Origin of the sequence: Tenacibaculum holothuriorum, from assembly GCF_002120225.1 — a bacterium.
GTDB lineage: Bacteria > Bacteroidota > Bacteroidia > Flavobacteriales > Flavobacteriaceae > Polaribacter > Polaribacter holothuriorum.
This window is the reverse complement of the sequence record NZ_LAPZ01000007.1, coordinates 267,118-286,816: the sequence shown is the minus strand read 5'-3', so window position 1 is coordinate 286,816 and position 19,699 is coordinate 267,118. Positions and strand designations below refer to the sequence as shown.

Here is a 19,699-nt window from a genome sequence, read left to right as displayed (position 1 = left end):
TATTTACAACATCTGCTGTGTGTAATACGGGTGAAGGTTGAGCTACATTCACTCTTACTGGCACACAACTATTATTTGCTATTGATATTTGAACATCATCAATAAAGTTTCCTACTGTTAAACTACCAGTAGCAGTTGAAACTGCTTCAAAGGCTATTACAGTAGTAGATTGATCGGCTGGTACAGTATAGGTACCATTATAAACTACCCATGCGTTTCTTCCTGTACTCATGTTTTCAACAACCGAAGCCGTTGCTAAGTCTCCACCTATTTTAACTACTGCTTCATCAACCCCTGCTCTACCTCTATGTGCTACAGACCAAGATATTACGTCTCCTGGTTGTGTACAATACTCTTGATATAATGAAGATTCTGTTCTTGCATTTAACTCAGCAAAAGCAACACCTTCATGCGCAGAAACTCCATTAAAATTATTATACCAAACTTCTATTAAATTATCTGAAGCTGTTGAATCCCAACCAGGTACATTATCTTCATGCAATTGTCTAAATCTAGTAGTAGATTCAGAAGGTGATTCAAAGCTACCATTTTCGAATAAGTTTGCTGTACAACCACATTCATTACAATTTCTCGAGTCTCGAATCATCACTGTATAAGGTGTAGGACTTGGTGCTACATTTGAAAATACTGGTGATGATTGCCATGTTGTTCCATCTATACTATATGTATAAGGAGGTGTTCCTCCGCTTGCTACCGCTGTTATTGTAGCTCCTGTACCTGTACAAGAAGCTACTTGTGTTACTGATGCCGAAAGAGTTAACTCATCTGGTTGAGCTATAGTTATACTTCCTAATGAAACATCACAAACCATTCCTCCCCCAGAAGTATCTCTAATAGAAATATTATGGGTTCCTGCTCCTAAACCAACAATTCTATATGGATTATCTGCCGTATCTGACCAATTTGTTCCATCTAAAGAATATTGATAACTTCCTCCACTAAAATTTTCTGCTTGAATTGTAATTGTTCCATTATCTGATCCAAAACACTCACTATCAGTTGAACCAACTATACTTCCTCTGAATTCTTGATTAGCTGCTACATTTGCAGAAATATCTGTTGTACATGAACTACCATAAGCTACTTCAACTGTATAGCTCCCTACTGGTTGGTTATTAAAAACCCCTGTGCTATTATCAACTCTAGTTCCTGCTGAATTTATTAACGTATATGTATAACTTCCTGTTGGATTTGCTGTTACTGTAATATTCCCTGTGCCATCACAATTATAAGCTATAGTCCTAGATAAATTTGGTGCTCCTGGCACATCATTTATAGTTAATGTTCCTAATGGTTCTACACAATTATTTTCATCTCTAACTGTTACTACATAATCTCCAGGTGTTAAATTAGAACGTACTAAATCTGGTAAGTAATTTCCATTTAAACCATAAGTATAATCTGGCCCAGTCCCTCCAGTTGCTGCAACAAAAGTAATTTCTCCTCCTGTTGGTGCTGTACACGTACTATGTTTAGTTACACTTGCACTTGAAACTATTGGTGTTTTATTTTCTATTTCTATAGGACCAACTGTATACTCACATTGATAAGAATTTCTAGACGCTCTTATTGTAATAGTATAATTATTAGGCGATAGGTTGTTAAACAATCCTGATGTTTGATAAGTTGTTCCTCCATTAATGCTATATTCTAACAAATAACCATTAGAACTTCCATTAACTTGCACATTAATTGTTCCGTCAGTCTGCCCACTACACGAAATATCTGTATGTATTTCACTAAATGTTAATGGAGCTTCAACATTTATAATTATTGGGTTAGATATTGTTGTACAGTTGTTACTATCAACTACTATAAAACGATATTCTCCTTCTTGGCCATTCGGTATATTAAATGTATTACCTGTTTGCCAATCAGCTAAATTGATGTCACTAACATTCGTATATAAATCAGTTCCTTGCCTTGTCCAGATAGCATATCTGTAGACTCCTCCTGTTGAGCTATCTAAAGTTCCGCCTCCAGCTGTAAGCGTAATAATACCATCAGACGCCCCGTTTAAACAAGTTATATCCTTTGTTGAAACAGCTGTTAATGTTAATTCATTTGGTTTTATTACATCAATACTACGAGTAATAGTACATTGAGCAGTAGTCACAGTTACTTGATACGTACCAGCATTGTTTACATTAAATGTTTGATCATTACTTGGAACCGATATAGCTGAACCAACCGTGTTCGTTCCTTGAGTAACTACATAAGTATAAGGACCTGGAACATTGTTTACTTGAACTCTTATCTCGGCAATGTCATCAAAACATAAAATTGTGTTATCTATTCTTAAATCAATGTCTATATCTCTTCGTTGAATATTAATTGGAGGAAAACTATACGTACATCCTCCAGGCGCACTAGCATTTCTTATAACCAAGTTATAATCTCCTGGCTCAGAAACGTTAACATCTAAAACATTATTTGGCACATTACCTGCTTGAAAAGGTAGATTATATCCATTTGGGCCAGTTAAGCTGAACTCATATCCTGGAGGAACATTAGAAACCATAATGCTTCCATCGTTACCACAAATAATGTCCTCTGGAGTTATTGTAGGATTTAAAGTTGCTTGGAAAACGTTGAAGTAATAAGATCTTGGACAACGACCATCGTATAAAATATCTACACGATACTCTCCTGCTTCGTTAAAGGTTTCACTAATGCCACCACTACCTACTTCATTCCAAGTACATGATGTTCTTACATTCGGACAACCATTTTCTGTTTCATCGGCACAAGAACCTTCATCTAATTTAAACCATCTTGCTGTGGTTGTAGAACCTGAAGCTATCGGTAAATTTATTGTTCTAGAACTTGTTGTACCACATAAATAAATTTCTGCTAAATCTAAATTATTATTAGGACAAACCAGCATTCTATCTGCAAAAGGAGTTAAAGGGTTAGGTCCTGCTGCAATATCAATAACATTTATGGTTTCTGTTAAATTTAAACAACCACTTGCTGCTGATGCTGTTTTTGCTACGGTATAAGTACCTACTTGACTTACTGTAATCGATTGATTGTTTCCTGGTATTGGACCGTTAGGACCAGTCCATTCATAAGTTTCAAAACCAGCACCGGCTGTTAATGTAACACTAGTTCCACATAAAACTTCATCTCTTGTAAAAGAACAACCATCAATATCTACTAAAAAGTTAGAAGCTCCTACTATACCAAAGTTACAAGCATCAATCCCCGCAAAACTAGGTTCGTTAATTACTCTAGGTGTACCCGCTTCATCACTACTATAGTTTGCAAAAGCTTGATTTTCTATTCTATTAGAACAAACATTTCGTAATTCATTACAATCACTAACAACTTGAACTCTAAAACGTATTGTATGAGCTGCACCTCCTTCTTCTACCATACTATCTGGTATATTGAAGCGTAATTCTCCTCTAAAACCATTAGCTGAACTAGGTGGTGTATACGTATAATCTGCGGCTGTTAAACCTGCTGGTAAAATTAAATCTCCTGGATTTGTAAGTAAATCTACATTAACAGGTAATCTATCAATCACTTCAGTATCAATAGCATTATCTGTTCCTACGTTTTGAAAAGTTACTTGATACCATAATTGAGACCCTAAAGTTACATCTGTTCCTCCTAGATCATTACCAGCTCCATCATCAATCGTTTTAACTAATTGAATTTTTGGTTCAATAATTTCTACTGCAAGCGCATTTAAGAACGCCCAATAAACATCACCACTAGTGGTAAACCTTACATCTAATGAGGTTTGATCATTCGCTATTAAACTATTACCTACATTAGCATCATTTAAACTAAATAAATCAACGTCGAAACCTAACGTATTTTCACTATCTGGTCTTCGTCCCCCTAAAAATGCATCAAATAAGCTTATCGAGCCATTAAAAAAATTAGTTGCCCCGTTTCTATTAGGAGTTGACTGAGGTATATAATCTCCATTTGTATCTCTAATGTGAAAACCATCTCCACCAATTCCTCTATCTCCTTCAAGAGCACCAACTAACATAGAAGCTCTTACTGGCCCTTGAGGTATTGTCGTAAATCCAGAATAAGTTATATCTGTTGTTGGGTTAGAATTTGGGTTAATTGTTGAAAACCCATCAAAAATAGAGATGTTTTTACTTGACTCATTTTCATTTTCATAAACGATTACTAGAGTCCAACCTGCAGAACCTCCTAATCCATTATTTTGATCCCATCCTACTACACCACGTACGTTACCTACTAAATAATTACCATTTGGACTAGCTCCTAAACCTTGTAACATTGTAGTTACATCTTTAAAACAAACATATGGTCTTGCTGACGGTAAATCTGGCTCATTATATATAATATCACCTGTAATATCTTGATATGGGCTCCCTGGTAGTTTAAATTTTATTTGATTAAAATCATCACTTCTAACCCCTTCACCATTTCCATCGTCATCCCATCTTTCATATGGATATACCCCTGCCCAATATAAACCTGCAAATACTATTCTTGAACATGATGGTAAACTTAATCTGGCTCTAGAAGAAGAAAAAGTTGATGAATTACTATCAATATCAATGTAATCCATATACAAACTACCATTTTGAGAGAATCCATCATAAGGATCATTCGGTCCTGGTGAAAACCCAAATGGTAGCCAACTTCTATTCATACTATTATTTCCTATAAACGTTAAATCTCCTCTAACATTTATACCACCAGCTCCTAATCTCTGTGTAAAATCTACATCTGCTCTTCTAGCATTAGCTGGTAAACTTTCTTGAATTATTTGTTTTAATTTCTTTGACTCAAAAGTTCGTTTAGATTTATCATCTACTTGTGCCTGAGTAAAAAAACTTGATACTAAAATTAATAGGGGTAATAATCTTTTCATCATCGTCGGGGAAATTAATCTTGTATTTATTTGGGGGAATCTATTTTCTATTTAATATGAACAATGGTTATTGGATCGTAATAAGCGCCATTCAAATTACTATTATACATTTTAAGAGCTTCATTTCTATCTTTAGTTTTAAAGATATAAATGTGCATGTATCCTGTTTTAGGATTTACGAAATAATCTGCATTAATATCGTCATTTCGTAATTCATCTACATTTCTGTCTGCTAATGGTTTTTTAGAGTTTACAACGGTTTGTAAGTAATACCCTTCTTCTAAACCTTCAGCTTTTCTCATTACTGCTATTCTTGCTGGTTTACGAACTTTTGGTTCTTGATAACTATCAGAAGTTCCTTCTCCACGTCCAAGTGTGATTTTTAATGCATAAAGGTTTTGTTTTTTTGTACCTCCCTTAACATTAATCGTTGAATCATCTTTTGTGTCACTTTCAAAAAGACGGTTTTTCTCTTTAAATTCATCTACTTTTTCCTCGGCATCTTCTTTTTTAACAAAACGATCTATATAAACATAGTAATTCTTCCTACTTGGATCGAACACATATTTATAATCAATATCATTATTTTTATTCCTTTTCATACGGTTCATAAACGCTTGTACATTATCTATACTCTTAAACCTGTCAGCAACAACATAATACATAGTACCTCCTCCACTAGCACCAGAACGAGTAATAGTTTTTTGACGCCAAGGTTTATTAGACCTTCTTCTTAATGAAGTATCTTTATCATCAACATTTGGTGTAGGAACTACTGTTGTATTATTATTTGGAGTTGAAGTTTTTGGTGGTTGATTTTTTAACAACCTTAAAACTTCATCTAATTTTTTATGTAAAGTATTTATAGAATCTTGAGCTCTTTGGATTTCATCAGATAAATCATTATGCTCAGGGTTATCGTATTCTTTAGGTTCAACAGCTTGTGGTTTTCTATCTGGCAATGAAACATTAACAGACGGAGTTCTACGTGTTGGTCTTCTTCTACGATACGATTTTTCTCCGAAGTTATATATTAATCCGACTTCATTAGTTGCTGCAAAATCTCCTTTTTCATAGGTAAATCCTAAAGCTAAATTTTCAGAAAGATTAACTCCTAATCCTGCTGAAATTCCATATTGTTTATCATAACCTACTTTAACCCAACCTGCTTTTGGTAAATCGTAAATTACTGTTCCGCCAAAACCAAAATCTCCTTGTCCTGGTTTACGTGCTAATGCTAATACTCTTAAATCTGCTCCTTCAAAAATACCGCTAGCATACGTAAACTCATGCGTATACATAGCATGAGCAGAATAGGTTTTTTCATTAAAAGAAGTTGCTAATTCGTTTTTCTTTAAATTAAAATCGAGTAGGTTTTCAAAAAATACACCAACATCAAACTTACCAAAAGATAACGTTACTGCTGGCTGAAAATTTACGATAGGAATATCTTGAAAGTTTGCTATTAAAGGATCATTAGGATCGCTAGCATTTACTTTAACTGCATCGGCACTTCTACGGCTATATAAAAAGTTAAAACCGAAAGTAAGATCCATACTTTCGCTCATTTTAATTTTATGAGCATAATTAACAAGTGCACCAAAGTCTTTAAAAACTCCTACCTCTTGTTGATAAATAGCAATACCTGCACCAACATTTTCTCTCATCTTACCAGAGTAAGTACCTAAATACAATCTTGGTGCATCTTCAAAATCAACAAAACTATTACGAACAATTGCTGAAATGCTTGTTTTATTTTCTCTTAGTGCTGAAAAAGTTGGAACCGTTAAAAAACGGTTGAATTTCATAAAATTACGAGTAGTAAAACTGTTATAGTTTTGTCCTTGCGAAAAAACTGTAACTACACTAAAAAATACTAATACACTTAACGTAATTTTTTTAATCATACTTTTATTTTAATCTAAAATCGATATCGTTCCTGCTTTCACCACCTTCTCATCTCTTTGTATTCTATAGTAGAATACTTTTTGATTACCCAAATCTTCTTGTGGCCAATTGTTTTGATAATCATTAGTATTAAATACTTCTCTACCACTCGAATTATAAATACTAATTGTTACTGTTGGTTGAAAAGCATATCTATTTGGTATTAACCATGTATCGTTTATTCCATCTTGGTTTGGTGTGACTATATTTGGCACTACAATTTTACCATCTTCCTCTACAGCTTCAATTGTTTTTCTCACCTCACAATTATCAACTTTAGCTACTAACGTATAAAATCCTAAATTATTTACTTCTAAAGTAGAATTTGTAGATAATAAAGCTCCAGAATCGTCATACCATTCGTATGAATTTGCTCCACTAGCAGTGGCTGTAACGGTTTGTCCTGCTGGTACAACTATTTTTTCTGAAGGTGAAACTTGTACTGCGGAATCATCAAAAGGAATAACTTCGATAGGCTCCATATTATTTTGACAACCAAATCCTGAAAAATGTAATGTATAAGTTCCTACTTCGGTTACTTCTAATACTTTTGGATCTGCCAAAGTAATTGGGTTATTATCTTTATCTCTCCATTCATAAGTAAATCCTGCTACAATATCTGTAATTGTATAAGTAATCGTTCCATTAGGACATAGAGAATTTGAAGTTTGGTTTGATGTTACTTCTGGGAAAATTGTCAACTTAACATCTTGATTATCAGAATCTCCTTTAACTCCCAAATCAGCTCTTACCTCGAGATAATATACTCCATTTTCAAGATACGAAGGTACCTCATAATTATTGTTAATAGCATTATTAACCTCTGTAGTATCTTTAAACCACCTATATCTCAAAACGTTATCAGTATTAAGTTGAGTAACTCTATCAGCAGCTAGAGTATATTCTTCATCATCTGTCCCTAAAGCTTTTAGGTTACTTATAACAAGTTTTACTTTATCTAATTTACATTCTTCATAATTAGAATTAGAATCTTTCTCAATTTCAACTAAAAATTCTTTTGCTAATACAATAGTAACCTCATTTGATTTTTTTGTTGTTACACAAGAACCAGAACCTTCTGTAACTTCAGCATAATAAACCCCAGGATCAGCTATATTACTAGAGTTACCTGTAACTCCTGTTGCTGTATTATTTCTATACCATCTAATAGAAACATTTGTTAAAGTAGATGGTAAATCTTCTAATTCTAGAGTTAATCTTTCTCCTGGAATAATTACATTCTTATCATCCCCTTTGATAGCTGGTGTAAAATCTACTCCAGTTTTCGATTTTAATTCTACTTCTGCAGATTCACTAGAACAGCTTCCTGCTTCAACTCTAAGCTTATACATACCGAATTGATTAGAGTTTGGTGTAGTATACTCATGTGTAGTAGTAGATGAAAAAACTTCTGTATTATCTTTAAACCATTTGTATGTTAAACCAGAAACAAAACCTCCATCTGCTCTAAATGTATGTGTTTCGTTACCGCAAATTTCTATTACTGAACCTCCTTCTATCGTAGCTTCAGTATTACTAACTCTTTTAACTATAATTCCTGCTTCAGCAAAGACTCCTCCACAAGCTCCATAATCTATTTGTACATTGTATAATCCTGGTTGTGTAACTTCTACTTGAGGACTTGAGGTTGTTGTAAAACTATTTCCATCTCTTGTCCAATTATAAACCCCGTCTGTAGTTATATTTAAGGTTAGTGTTGTCGATGTATTTCCGCAAATTACTGCTTCCCTATCTCCATTATTAATTTTAACTTCACTTGAACTTAACATTCCCTGATACGCTTCAAAAACATCCGATTCTGGACTAATCATAGCAGGAGAAGTAGCTCTTACTCTTATTTTATATCCTCTACCAAAAGTTCCTACAGGTAATTCAAAATTTCTTGAAAAAGAAAAAGTATTATTCTCATTTACAATAGTTAAAAGACTGGTAGCTGGATCTGCAAAATTACCATCGGCATCAGAAAGCTCTAAATGAAAAACATTATCAGTATTAAAAGCAGCAGTATGATACAAAATATCAACCCCAAAATTTGGGGTAGAAGCGTTATTACAAGCGTTTGTAAATTTTAATGTTGGTTTCGTTAAAACTTGAGAAAAAGAATTCAAGCTTAACGTTAACATTAAAATTCCTAAAAGAAAAACACTTTTAGCGCTGATTTTGATCATCTTAAGGGGTTTTAAGGGGCTGTAAAATTACATAATTTTAATACAATATTACCATCTAAATATATAAAAAATCATATTGCAAATGCAACTTTACAACTTTTTAAATAAAATAATACAAGATTTTTACGTTTTTTGTAGTGCAAACTAACATCATTTTTGTGTATAAAAGGTTAAGCTTATTTGTTTTGTTTATTACGTTTTTTTCTCAGGCACAGACTGGAGGAGAAGATGCATATTTATTTTTAAATACCCCTACTTATGCTCGTCAAGTAGCCCTAGGAGGAAAAGTTTTAACTTTTATAGACGATGTAAATCAACCTATGTGGAATCCTGCCACGATAAATTTATCGCATCACAACCAACTTTCGGTTAATTACACAAGCTTTTTAGCCGGTGTAAATATTGGTTCGGTTGCTTATGCTTATGAGGTAAATAAACATATTGAAACCATTCATACCAGTGCAAAATATATTAATTATGGAAGTTTGATAAGAGCCGATGTAAATGGTAATGAAGATGGAAATTTTGGAGCTAGTGATATTGCTCTTACTTTAGGATATGCTAGAAACATTCCTAAAACCGATTTTTATGTTGGAGCTAACTTAAAATTCATTCATTCTTCTATAGATAATTTTACTTCCAGTGGACTCGCTTTAGATATTGGTTTTATTTACTATAGTGCTGATAAACCTTACATAATATCGGCTGTTGCAAGAAATATTGGTACTCAAATTAGTTCTTTTAACGGAACCAGAGAACGCTTACCTTTTGAAGTTGCTATAGGTGCTTCTTACCGACTAGAAAAAGTTCCGTTAAGATGGTATGTAACGTTAGATAATTTACAAAAATGGAATGTAGGAGTTTCTAATCCATCTAATAGCACTACAGATTTAGAAGGAAATACAACTCTCGAAAAAGTTTCTTTTTTAGACAACATGTTTAGACACGTTATTATTGGAGCAGAACTATTTCCTGAAAGTGCCATTAACCTTAGAGTTGGATATAACTTTAGAAGAGGAAAAGAATTACAACTTCAAAATGTTCGCTCTTTTGGCGGACTATCTTTCGGTTTTGGTCTTAAAATGAATCGATTAAAATTAAATTACGCGTATTCAAAATTTCACTCAGCTTCAAACGTTAGTACTTTTAGTTTACAAATAGATTTAGATAGAGGTATTCGTGGTAAAAATCCTGTTAGATATTAGAATTCCAACGTATATTTGTAATCTATTTTTTTCAACATGACAAAGAAGATTACCATAGCCATTGACGGCTTTTCATCTACCGGAAAGAGTACTATCGCAAAACAATTAGCAAAACAATTAGGCTATATTTATGTAGATACTGGCGCTATGTACAGAGCAGTAACTTTGTATGCAATGCAGCATGACTATATTAATGAGGTTTCGTTTAACAAAGAATCGTTAATTAACGATTTGAATAACATTTCATTATCTTTTAAATTTAATTCTGATTTAGGTTTTGCTGAAATGTTTTTAAACAATATAAATGTTGAAAAAGAAATTAGAACTATTGAAGTTTCTAAATTAGTAAGCCAAGTTTCTACTGTATCAGAAGTTCGTAAAAAACTAGTAAGCGAACAGCAAGAAATGGGAAAAAACAAAGGGATTGTTATGGATGGTCGTGATATTGGAACAGTTGTTTTCCCTGATGCTGAATTAAAATTATTCATGACTGCCTCTGCCGACAAACGTGCAAAAAGAAGGTACAAAGAATTAATTGATCGTGGTGACAAAGTAAATTATGAAGAGATTTTACACAATGTTCAAGAACGTGATAGAATTGATTCTACTAGAAAAGATTCTCCATTAATTGTTGCTAATGATGCTGTTGAGTTTGATAATTCTGATATGGGCTTAAAAGAACAATTCGAACGAATTTTAAGTTTAGTAGACGATAAACTATAATTCAATTTCTTAACCGTATTTGAGTAACATCTCAACTTATTTTCAAATACGTGATTCTCAACGATTATCTAAAACTTAATATAAAAAACTAAACAACAGATAGTTATATTGATAAAAAGAAAAAACCAGTCTTTTTAACAGACTGGTTTTTAGTTTTTTACAAAACATTATTTTTAACTTTTTATGATTCTAATTTTGAATTTTCAGAATATCGTCGCCATTTTTCCATACAATCAACCATATCTTTAGGTATTTCAGAATCAAACCTTAAAAACTCTCCTGTAGTTGGATGCGTAAACCCTAAAGTTTTTGCGTGTAACGCTTGTCTTGGTAACACCTTAAAACAGTTATCTACAAATTGCTTGTATTTGGTAAATGTTGTTCCTTTTAAAATTGCATTACCTCCATAACGTTCATCATTAAATAACGTATGACCAATATATTTAAAGTGTGCTCTAATTTGATGCGTCCTTCCAGTTTCTAATTTACACTGCACCAATGTTACATAGGTAAAACGTTCAATAACTTTAAAATGCGTCACCGCGTGTTTTCCTAACTCACCATCAGGGAACACACTCATTTGCATTCTATTTGTTAAACTTCTTCCTATATTTCCTTCAATAGTACCTGAATCGTCTTCAATATTTCCCCAAACTAAAGCATAATATAATCTTTCAGTAGTTCTATCAAAAAATTGTTTTGATAAATGTGCCATAGCAAATTCAGTCTTGGCAATAACTAATAATCCACTTGTATCTTTATCAATTCTATGCACTAATCCTGGACGGTCACTACTATTATTCGGTAAGTTTTCAATATGATGTATCAATCCATTAACTAAAGTACCAGAGTAATTTCCATGTCCTGGATGTACTACCATTCCTGGTTCTTTGTTTACAACAATAACCTGATCATCTTCATAAACAATATTCAATGGTAAATCTTCAGCAACCAATAAATTTTCATGTGGTGGATATGTTAACACTACCCTAACCACATCTTTAGGCTTAACCTTATAATTAGATTTTACAACTTTATCGTTTACTAAAATATTACCTGCTTTAGCGGCTTGTTGAATTTTACTACGTGTAGCATTTTCAATAAAATTCATTAAAAATTTATCAACTCGCAAAGGAACTTGTCCGTCAGTAGCTACAAAACGATGATGCTCATATAAATCATCGTTCTCTATTTCTTTAGAATTATTTTCTATCATTTACAGATTAATTTCCGTTACCGTCTCCTAAAATTAAATTAATGGTAGATTGTTTCGGTAACTTTTGTCCTGGTTGTATACGCTCTCCATTAAACTTTAATCCTCTCACAACATTTTTTCCAATATCTGGCACATAAGTAACCTTATCTCCAACTTTAAAACCTATAGAACGTAAATGCGTTGTTGCTTGTCTTTGCGTCCTTCCGTTTAAATCTGGAATTGCAACATCTCTATATTTAGACGGATTTAAAGTCAAGTAAATTTTTCTTCGTTCTTTTACAAAATCTCCAACTTCAGGATTTTGTTCAATCACCGATTTTTTAGGATAATTCGGATTGTAACTCGCGCTATCAATCACAATAAAATCTAAGTTTAATTCTTCTAATTTCTTTTCTACATCAGCAAGTGACATTTTATGTAAATTAGGCACCTCTATTTTTTGACTATGATTTGTTGTGATTCCTAACCACCACTTAAGTAAAAACACAAATAATAAAGTAGCTACAACTGCTATAGCTAACTGGATGAAAAAAGTTTTACTTTTTAAAAATTGAAATAAACTCATATCGATTTTTTGTAAAATTTAAAGGTATTAGCTTCTTTTTAGAATACCTTTTAAGAACTTTCAAAAATATAGAAAACACAAATGCTATCCTAATATTTTTAATTACTGAACAATAGCAAGGTATTGAATCTGTTTATACTTATTTTATAAAACTCTTTTTACATAAACTAAACGAGTTTTTTGGTAAGTTTGTATTACAAACATTAAATTGATGAAAAAAAATATCGCCGTTATAATGGGAGGATATTCTTCTGAAGTTGAAGTATCCTTAAAAAGTGGACAAGTAGTTTACAATCATATTGATACTGAAAAATACAATCCGTTTAAAGTACATATTTTACAAGACAAATGGGTTGTTTTAGATGAAAACAATAACGAGTTTTCTATTAACAGGCACAATTTTTCATCAGAAATTAATGGTAAAAAAATTACTTTCGATTGTGTTTTTAACGCTATTCATGGTGCACCCGGTGAGAACGGAACCATTTTAGCATATTTTGATTTAATTGGATTAAAACACACTTCTGCCCCATTCTATCAAATGGCGTTAACGTTTAATAAACGCGATACTTTAAGTGTTGTAAAACAATACGGAATTCCAACAGCTACTTCAATTTATTTAAACCAAGGCGATACTATTTCAGAAGATATTATTATTGAAAAAGTTGGTTTACCTTGTTTTGTAAAACCTAATAATGCGGGTTCTAGCTTTGGAATTTCAAAAGTAAATGCACAACAAGAATTAATTCCAGCTATTGAAAAAGCGTATAAAGAAGATTCAGAAATTTTAATTGAAAGTTTTTTAGACGGAACAGAAGTTTCTGTTGGCGTTATTCAATATAAAGGAGATACTGTTGTATTACCAATTACCGAAATAGTTTCAGAAAACGACTTCTTTGATTATGAAGCGAAGTACGAAGGAAAATCACAAGAAATAACTCCAGCTCGCATTAGTAAAGAAGAAGAAGAAACGGTACGAAAAACTGCAAAAAGAGTTTATGAAATCTTAAATATGAGCGGATTTTCTCGCTCAGAATATATTTTAGTAAACAGTAAACCTCACTTTTTAGAAATGAATACTGTACCAGGTATTACCGAAGAGAGTATTTTGCCTCAACAAGCAAACAAACATGGTATTTCTTTAAAAGAATTATTTACCAATGCCATAGAAATGGCTTTAAATTAAAATTTATTTGTTAGCTTTATATTTCTAAATTATTTTCAATGAAAAGAGCAGTTTTTCCTGGTTCATTCGATCCAATTACTTTAGGACATGTAGATATTATTAATAGAGCCATACCTTTATTCGATGAAATAGTAATAGCAATTGGGGTAAACGCCAAGAAAAACTATATGTTTTCTTTAGAAGAACGTAAACGTTTTATTGAAAATGCTTTTTTTGCAGAAGATAAAATCTCTGTAGAAACCTATAAAGGACTTACAGTAGATTATTGCAAGGAAATTAATGCTGACTTTATTTTACGTGGATTAAGAAACCCTGCCGATTTTGAATTTGAAAAAGCCATTGCTCAAACAAATAGAAAGCTATCTGGTATAGAAACTGTGTTCTTACTTACCAGTGCAGAAACTTCATTTATTAGTTCATCTATTGTACGAGATATAGTTCGTAATAATGGAGATGCTTCAAGCTTAATTCCCGACAGTGTAAAAATCTAATAATCAATTTGTTAAAAATTTTAGCAATTCACAATAAAATAGTTAAACTTGAGTTAAGTTAGGGAAACCTCTGCAGAATATTTATAGTTTTGCGCCCTCTAAGTCCCCAAAAATGAAACACTTAACTATTCTGTTTTGCTTTTTTTTAGCTACAAAAGCATTACACTCTCAAACAAACTATTACGTAGCTACTAACGGAAATAACAATAATAACGGTTCTATAAACCAACCTTGGAAAACCATTCAATACGGAATGGATAGACTCTCTCCAGGAGATATCTTAAATATTCGACAAGGTAATTACAACGAAAAACTACAAGTTAATAAATCTGGTAATAGTAATAATGTAATTACTATCAAAGCCTATAATTCTGAAAATGTAGTGGTAAATGGAGATTCTTTTAATGATAAAAAATCTTTATTTAGATCTTACAATAAAGGAAATTTTACAGTAGAAGGAATTCATTTTACCAACTGTTACTCTAGTGATGGTTTAGGAGCTATTTTTGTTGATGGTTATGGTGAAAACATCACTATAAACAACTGCAAATTCAGTAACATTGCTATTAGTAGAAATAAAAATGCTTCAGTAAATAATAGTACCAATCAGCCAGTAATTTCTTTTATTGGAAACTCTTCTCAACAATCATTAAAAAATATTAAAGTTACCAATTCAGAGATTTTTGATTGTAGACCTGGTTATAGCGAATGTTTAACCATTACTGGTAATAGCGATGGTTTTGAATTCAGTAATAATAAAGTGTACAATAACACTAATATTGGTATTGATGTTATTGGAAATTACAATGACAGTTCTAATTCTAACCTAGATCAAGCTAGAAATGGAGTTATCAAAAATAATCTTTGCTATAACAACAATTCACCTTACGCATCGGCAGCTGGAATTTATGTTGATGGGGGGAAAAACGTTACTATAGAAAACAACATTTTACATCATAACGACTACGGTGCTGAAATTGGTTGTGAAGAATCTGGAAGTGCAAGCAATATTATTTTTAGAAATAATGTAGTGTACAAAAATAAAGATGCTGGTATTGCTTTAGGAGGCTACAATGCTAGCACAGGTGGTAAGGTTACCAATTCTAAAGTAATAAACAACACTTTTTATCAAAACAACACTAAAGGTGATGGTACAGGAGAAATTTTATTTTCTCAATTCGAAAACAGTGAGATTAGTAACAATATCTTTTTCCTTTCTAATCATAATTATTTAATGTCCAATTCTAGAAATCAACCTAATTTAACTTTTAGATACAATCTAGTATTTAATCCGAACGGGAGTAACAAAATAAATGCATATTGGAACAAAAAAGATTTAACTGGTTTTTCTACAATATTGAATCAAACGCCGCTTCAAAGCAGTAACTTTCATAAAAACCCCAATTTTTGTAATCCATCACAATATCAATTCTGTTTACAAAATAATTCTCCTGCAATTGACAGTGGTAATCCAAACTATCAACCAGATGCTAACGAAACTGACATTGATAATCAAGCTCGTTTGTACAACAATGTTATAGATTGTGGTGCCGACGAATTTCATGGAACTGTTCTTGGTAATGATGATGTTACTTTAGAAAATGATTTTACAATCTACCCAAATCCAGCTTCAGATTTTATCTATATAAAATTTAAAAATGTTGTGGTATATCGAGTTAAAATATTCAATCTTTTAGGAAGCTTAGTGAGTTCAAAAACTTTAGAAACTAACTCAGATAATCGTATAAACATTTCTTCTTTTTCTCAAGGATTGTACATAATGGTTTTTCTAAACGAGAATGGAAAAAAAATTAAACATCATAAATTCTTTAAAAGATAACATATACTAGTTTTTTCATGTAAATTTATGCATTCTATTTTTAGTAAATTTCATGAAAAAACTATGTTATTTTATAATACTGTCTTTAATTTTTACTGCTTGTAACAGGCATAAAAATACACAGAAAGACTTTACTACTCTTTTCGAAAAATCTAAAGGAACCGAAACTCCTAAATACAACGAAGTAATTTCTTTTTACAAAGATTTAGCAAATACATATGCTAAAATTTCTTTGTTTGAAATAGGAAAAACCGATTCTGGCAAACCTTTACATTTAGTTGTTTTTAATGCTGACGGAAAAATTGATAAAACTCAATTAAAAACGTCAACAAAAAATAGGGTTTTAATTAATAACGGAATCCATCCTGGAGAATCAGACGGAATAGATGCATCCATGTTATTACTTAGAAACATTGTGCAAAATGATTCTTTAAAACAACATTATAAAAATTCGTTAATTGGTGTTATTCCTGTTTATAATATTGGCGGAGCATTAAACAGAAATTCTCACACACGTGCCAATCAAAATGGTCCTAAAGAATACGGTTTTAGAGGAAACGCTCAAAACTATGATTTAAATAGAGATTTTATTAAACAAGACACTAAAAATGCTGCTGCATTCGCTGAAGTTTTTCATTTGATGAATCCAGATGTTTTTATAGACAACCATGTAAGTAATGGTGCCGATTATCAATATGCCATCACACATTTATTTACGCAGCACAATAAGTTAGGAGGAAAATTAGGAACTTTTTTAGAACAAAAAATGCGTCCTTCTATTGAACAATCTTTAGCTAAAAAAAATATTGACATCACTCCTTATGTTAATGTTTGGGGAACTACTCCAAAAAGTGGCTGGAGTCAATTTTACGATTCTCCAAGATATTCCACAGGATATACGACACTATTTAACACTTTAGGATTAATGGTAGAAACTCATATGTTAAAACCATACAAACAACGTGTAGAACAAACTTATGAGCTATTACTTTCTGCTTTAGATTTTTCTCAGAACAACGCTACTAATATCAAAAAGTTAAGAAAAAAAAATATTGATGAATTATTGGCAAACAAAAAGTATCCTATCGCTTTTAATGTAGATAAAGGTAATCCGTCTTTATTAAATTTTAAAGGATATGAGGGATATTATATCCCTAGTAAAGTTACCAACGGAAAACGCTTGTTTTACGATAAGAACAAGCCTTACACAGCTTTAGTAAAGTATTATAATAACTTTATCAAATCAAAAGAAATAACGATTCCAAAAGCCTATATTTTAAAACAAGGTTGGTTTAAAGTTGAAGATCGATTAAAAAACAACAAAATTGAATTTACTCGTTTTAAAAACGACACAACAATAAAAGTTGAAGTAAATCATATACAAGACTTTAAAACACGTAAAACTCCTTACGAAGGGCATTATTTACATTACAATACCCAAGTTTCTAAAACTATTAACGAAATCAATTTTAAGAAAGGAGATATTTACATTCCAACAAATCAAAAAGGAGTTCGATACATTATTGAAACTTTAGAAGCAGAAGCTATTGACTCTTTCTTTAATTGGAACTTTTTTGATACCGTATTACAGCAAAAAGAACACTTTTCTCCTTATGTCTTTGAAGACAAAGCTTCAACATTTTTAAAGCAAAATCCAAACATAAAAGCTGAACTAGAAAACAAAATTAAAACTGATACTGTATTTGCTAAAAATCCTTACGCTCAATTAGATTTCGTATACAAACAAACACAACACCACGAAAAAGAACACATGCGATTACCTGTTTTTAAAATATATTAAAGATGATAAAAAAACTCTTTAGATGGCAAAAAGGAAGGCAAAATTCTGGTTATGAAAAAATGCTATTAGCTGGATCATATTGGCCTTTAAAATTTGACTGCTATCTTTTAAAATTTAAAACAGGTTCTGTAATACCAAAACATAAAGACCCTGTAGCAAAGGGGAAACATTTTCGCTTAAACATCATTCTTCAAAACGCTATTCAAGGAGGAGATTTTATTTGTGATAAAATTATTTACAAAACCAACCGAATAAAATATTTTCGTCCAGACTTACACGAGCATTCTGTTACAGAAATAAAAAAAGGCACTCGATATGTATTAAGTATCGGTTGGGTTAAAAAATAAAAAAGCCTCACAAAGTGAGGTTTTTTTAATAATTTCTATACTGTTTTGTTTCTTCAAAAATGTATTCTAAAATTTGCTTTTCTTTATCATCAAACTCAACATTTCTACGTTTCATCACTACTTCAGCAACTTCAAAAACTTTATTGGTTTTATATTCAGTAAAACCTGAAGCTCCTCCCCAGCTAAAAGACGGCACAAAATTTCTTGGAAATCCGCTACCAAAAATATTAGCAGATACACCAACTACAGTTCCTGTATTAAACATAGTATTAATTCCACATTTAGAATGATCTCCCATCATTAAACCACAAAACTGTAATCCTGTTTTTGCGAATCGCCCAGTTTCATAATTCCATAGTTTAACTTCTGCGTAATTATTTTTTAAATTCGAATTATTACTGTCTGCTCCAATATTACACCACTCACCTAAAACTGAATTCCCTAAAAATCCGTCATGCCCTTTATTAGAATAGCCCATTAAAACAGAATTATTCACTTCTCCTCCTACTTTGCAATAGGGTCCTAATGTAGTTGCTCCGTAAATCTTAGCTCCTAATTTTAACACTGAATTTTCGCACATTGCCAACGCTCCTCTTACAACAACACCCTCCATAATTTCAGCATTTTTACCAATATAAATCGGACCAGAAGACGCATTTAAAGTAGCAAAAGTTAATTTTGCTCCTTCTTCAACAAAAATATCTTTTCTGTTTACACAATTTACTGTTTCAGGAATTTCGGCTGATTTTCTTCCTTCGGTTATTAAATCAAAATCTGCACGAATTGCTTTATCATTCAAAGAAAAAATATCCCAAGTATTTTTAATTTGAATTACTTCATCTTCAAATTCTATTTGCTCGTACGAAGAAAAATCAACTTCTTCTTGAGTACTAGTAGTATAAAATGCTATAACATCTTCTCCTTTAAAAATTGCTTGATTCGGAACAAGATTCTCAACCATTTCTACCAAAGACTTAGAAGGTAAAAAAGACGCATTTAACAATACATTCTCATCTAGTTCTACCATTGGGTATTTCTCTTCTAAATACTCTTCTGTAACTGTCGTTGTAGTATATCCTAAGAATTTTTCCCATTTTTCACGAATGGTTAAAATCCCAACTCTAATATCGGCTACTGGTTTAGTATACGTAAAAGGTAATAACGCAGTACGAACATCACCATCAAATAAAATATAATTCATTTCTTCCTTTTTTGCAGATAACAAACTTACTACTTTCCTTTCATTTTTTAAGTCTAAAATTTTAATATTACTTTTGTCATACCATTGAAATTTTTAA

General features: G+C 31.8%; 12 protein-coding genes and 1 pseudogene. 7 read left to right on the top strand and 6 right to left on the bottom strand.

What is annotated here, in order from left to right; all coding sequences use genetic code 11:
- The 3 genes and pseudogenes from WH52_RS10520 to WH52_RS10510 all read right to left on the bottom strand — a co-directional run.
- Positions 1-4,894: pseudogene (locus WH52_RS10520) on the bottom strand (hypothetical protein); the annotation flags it as partial.
- A gap of 44 nt (positions 4,895-4,938) precedes the next feature.
- Positions 4,939-6,798, bottom strand: coding sequence for a PorP/SprF family type IX secretion system membrane protein (locus WH52_RS10515; protein ID WP_086030901.1), 1,860 nt, complete (start codon positions 6,796-6,798; stop codon positions 4,939-4,941).
- A 9-nt stretch (positions 6,799-6,807) separates the two neighbouring features.
- Complete coding sequence (locus tag WH52_RS10510) at positions 6,808-9,027, bottom strand: T9SS type B sorting domain-containing protein (RefSeq protein WP_086030900.1); 2,220 nt, start codon at positions 9,025-9,027, stop codon at positions 6,808-6,810.
- Positions 9,028-9,212: 185 nt separating this feature from the next.
- Here WH52_RS10510 and porQ point away from each other — a divergent pair, with 185 nt between their 5' ends.
- Both porQ and cmk read left to right on the top strand, forming a co-directional pair.
- Entirely contained in the window at positions 9,213-10,232 is a 1,020-nt protein-coding gene (gene porQ, locus WH52_RS10505) for a type IX secretion system protein PorQ (protein WP_233131551.1), read from the top strand.
- Positions 10,233-10,268: 36 nt separating this feature from the next.
- Positions 10,269-10,955 carry a (d)CMP kinase gene (cmk, locus tag WH52_RS10500; RefSeq protein WP_086030899.1) on the top strand — a complete coding sequence of 229 codons (687 nt, stop codon included), beginning with the start codon at positions 10,269-10,271 and terminating at the stop codon, positions 10,953-10,955.
- Positions 10,956-11,136: 181 nt separating this feature from the next.
- Here cmk and WH52_RS10495 read toward each other — a convergent pair whose 3' ends face one another.
- Together WH52_RS10495 and WH52_RS10490 are read right to left on the bottom strand one after the other, a co-directional pair.
- Positions 11,137-12,171, bottom strand: a complete 1,035-nt coding sequence (locus tag WH52_RS10495) for an RluA family pseudouridine synthase (protein WP_086030898.1) — start codon at positions 12,169-12,171, stop codon at positions 11,137-11,139.
- A gap of 7 nt (positions 12,172-12,178) precedes the next feature.
- On the bottom strand, positions 12,179-12,736 hold the full coding sequence (locus WH52_RS10490) for a PASTA domain-containing protein (RefSeq protein ID WP_086030897.1): 558 nt from the start codon (positions 12,734-12,736) through the stop codon (positions 12,179-12,181).
- Between the two features lie 211 nt (positions 12,737-12,947).
- On the opposite strand from WH52_RS10490, the gene WH52_RS10485 reads away from it, so the two are divergent.
- The 5 genes from WH52_RS10485 to WH52_RS10465 all read left to right on the top strand — a co-directional run bounded on the left by WH52_RS10485 (position 12,948) and on the right by WH52_RS10465 (position 18,401).
- Positions 12,948-13,922 carry a D-alanine--D-alanine ligase gene (locus WH52_RS10485; RefSeq protein ID WP_086030896.1) on the top strand — a complete coding sequence of 325 codons (975 nt, stop codon included), beginning with the start codon at positions 12,948-12,950 and terminating at the stop codon, positions 13,920-13,922.
- A 38-nt stretch (positions 13,923-13,960) separates the two neighbouring features.
- Positions 13,961-14,413 (top strand): pantetheine-phosphate adenylyltransferase, encoded by a 453-nt coding sequence (gene coaD, locus WH52_RS10480; RefSeq protein ID WP_086030895.1) that lies wholly within the window; start codon positions 13,961-13,963, stop codon positions 14,411-14,413.
- A 112-nt stretch (positions 14,414-14,525) separates the two neighbouring features.
- Complete coding sequence (locus tag WH52_RS10475) at positions 14,526-16,253, top strand: T9SS type A sorting domain-containing protein (RefSeq protein WP_086030894.1); 1,728 nt, start codon at positions 14,526-14,528, stop codon at positions 16,251-16,253.
- A gap of 52 nt (positions 16,254-16,305) precedes the next feature.
- On the top strand, positions 16,306-18,054 hold the full coding sequence (locus tag WH52_RS10470) for a M14 family metallopeptidase (protein WP_086030893.1): 1,749 nt from the start codon (positions 16,306-16,308) through the stop codon (positions 18,052-18,054).
- A gap of 2 nt (positions 18,055-18,056) precedes the next feature.
- Complete coding sequence (locus WH52_RS10465; protein ID WP_086030892.1) at positions 18,057-18,401, top strand: hypothetical protein; 345 nt, start codon at positions 18,057-18,059, stop codon at positions 18,399-18,401.
- Between the two features lie 25 nt (positions 18,402-18,426).
- Here WH52_RS10465 and WH52_RS10460 read toward each other — a convergent pair whose 3' ends face one another.
- The gene (locus tag WH52_RS10460) at positions 18,427-19,602 is read right to left on the bottom strand and encodes a GlmU family protein (RefSeq protein ID WP_086030914.1); all 1,176 of its coding nucleotides are present in this window, start codon (positions 19,600-19,602) and stop codon (positions 18,427-18,429) included.
- Positions 19,603-19,699 lie beyond the last annotated feature (97 nt).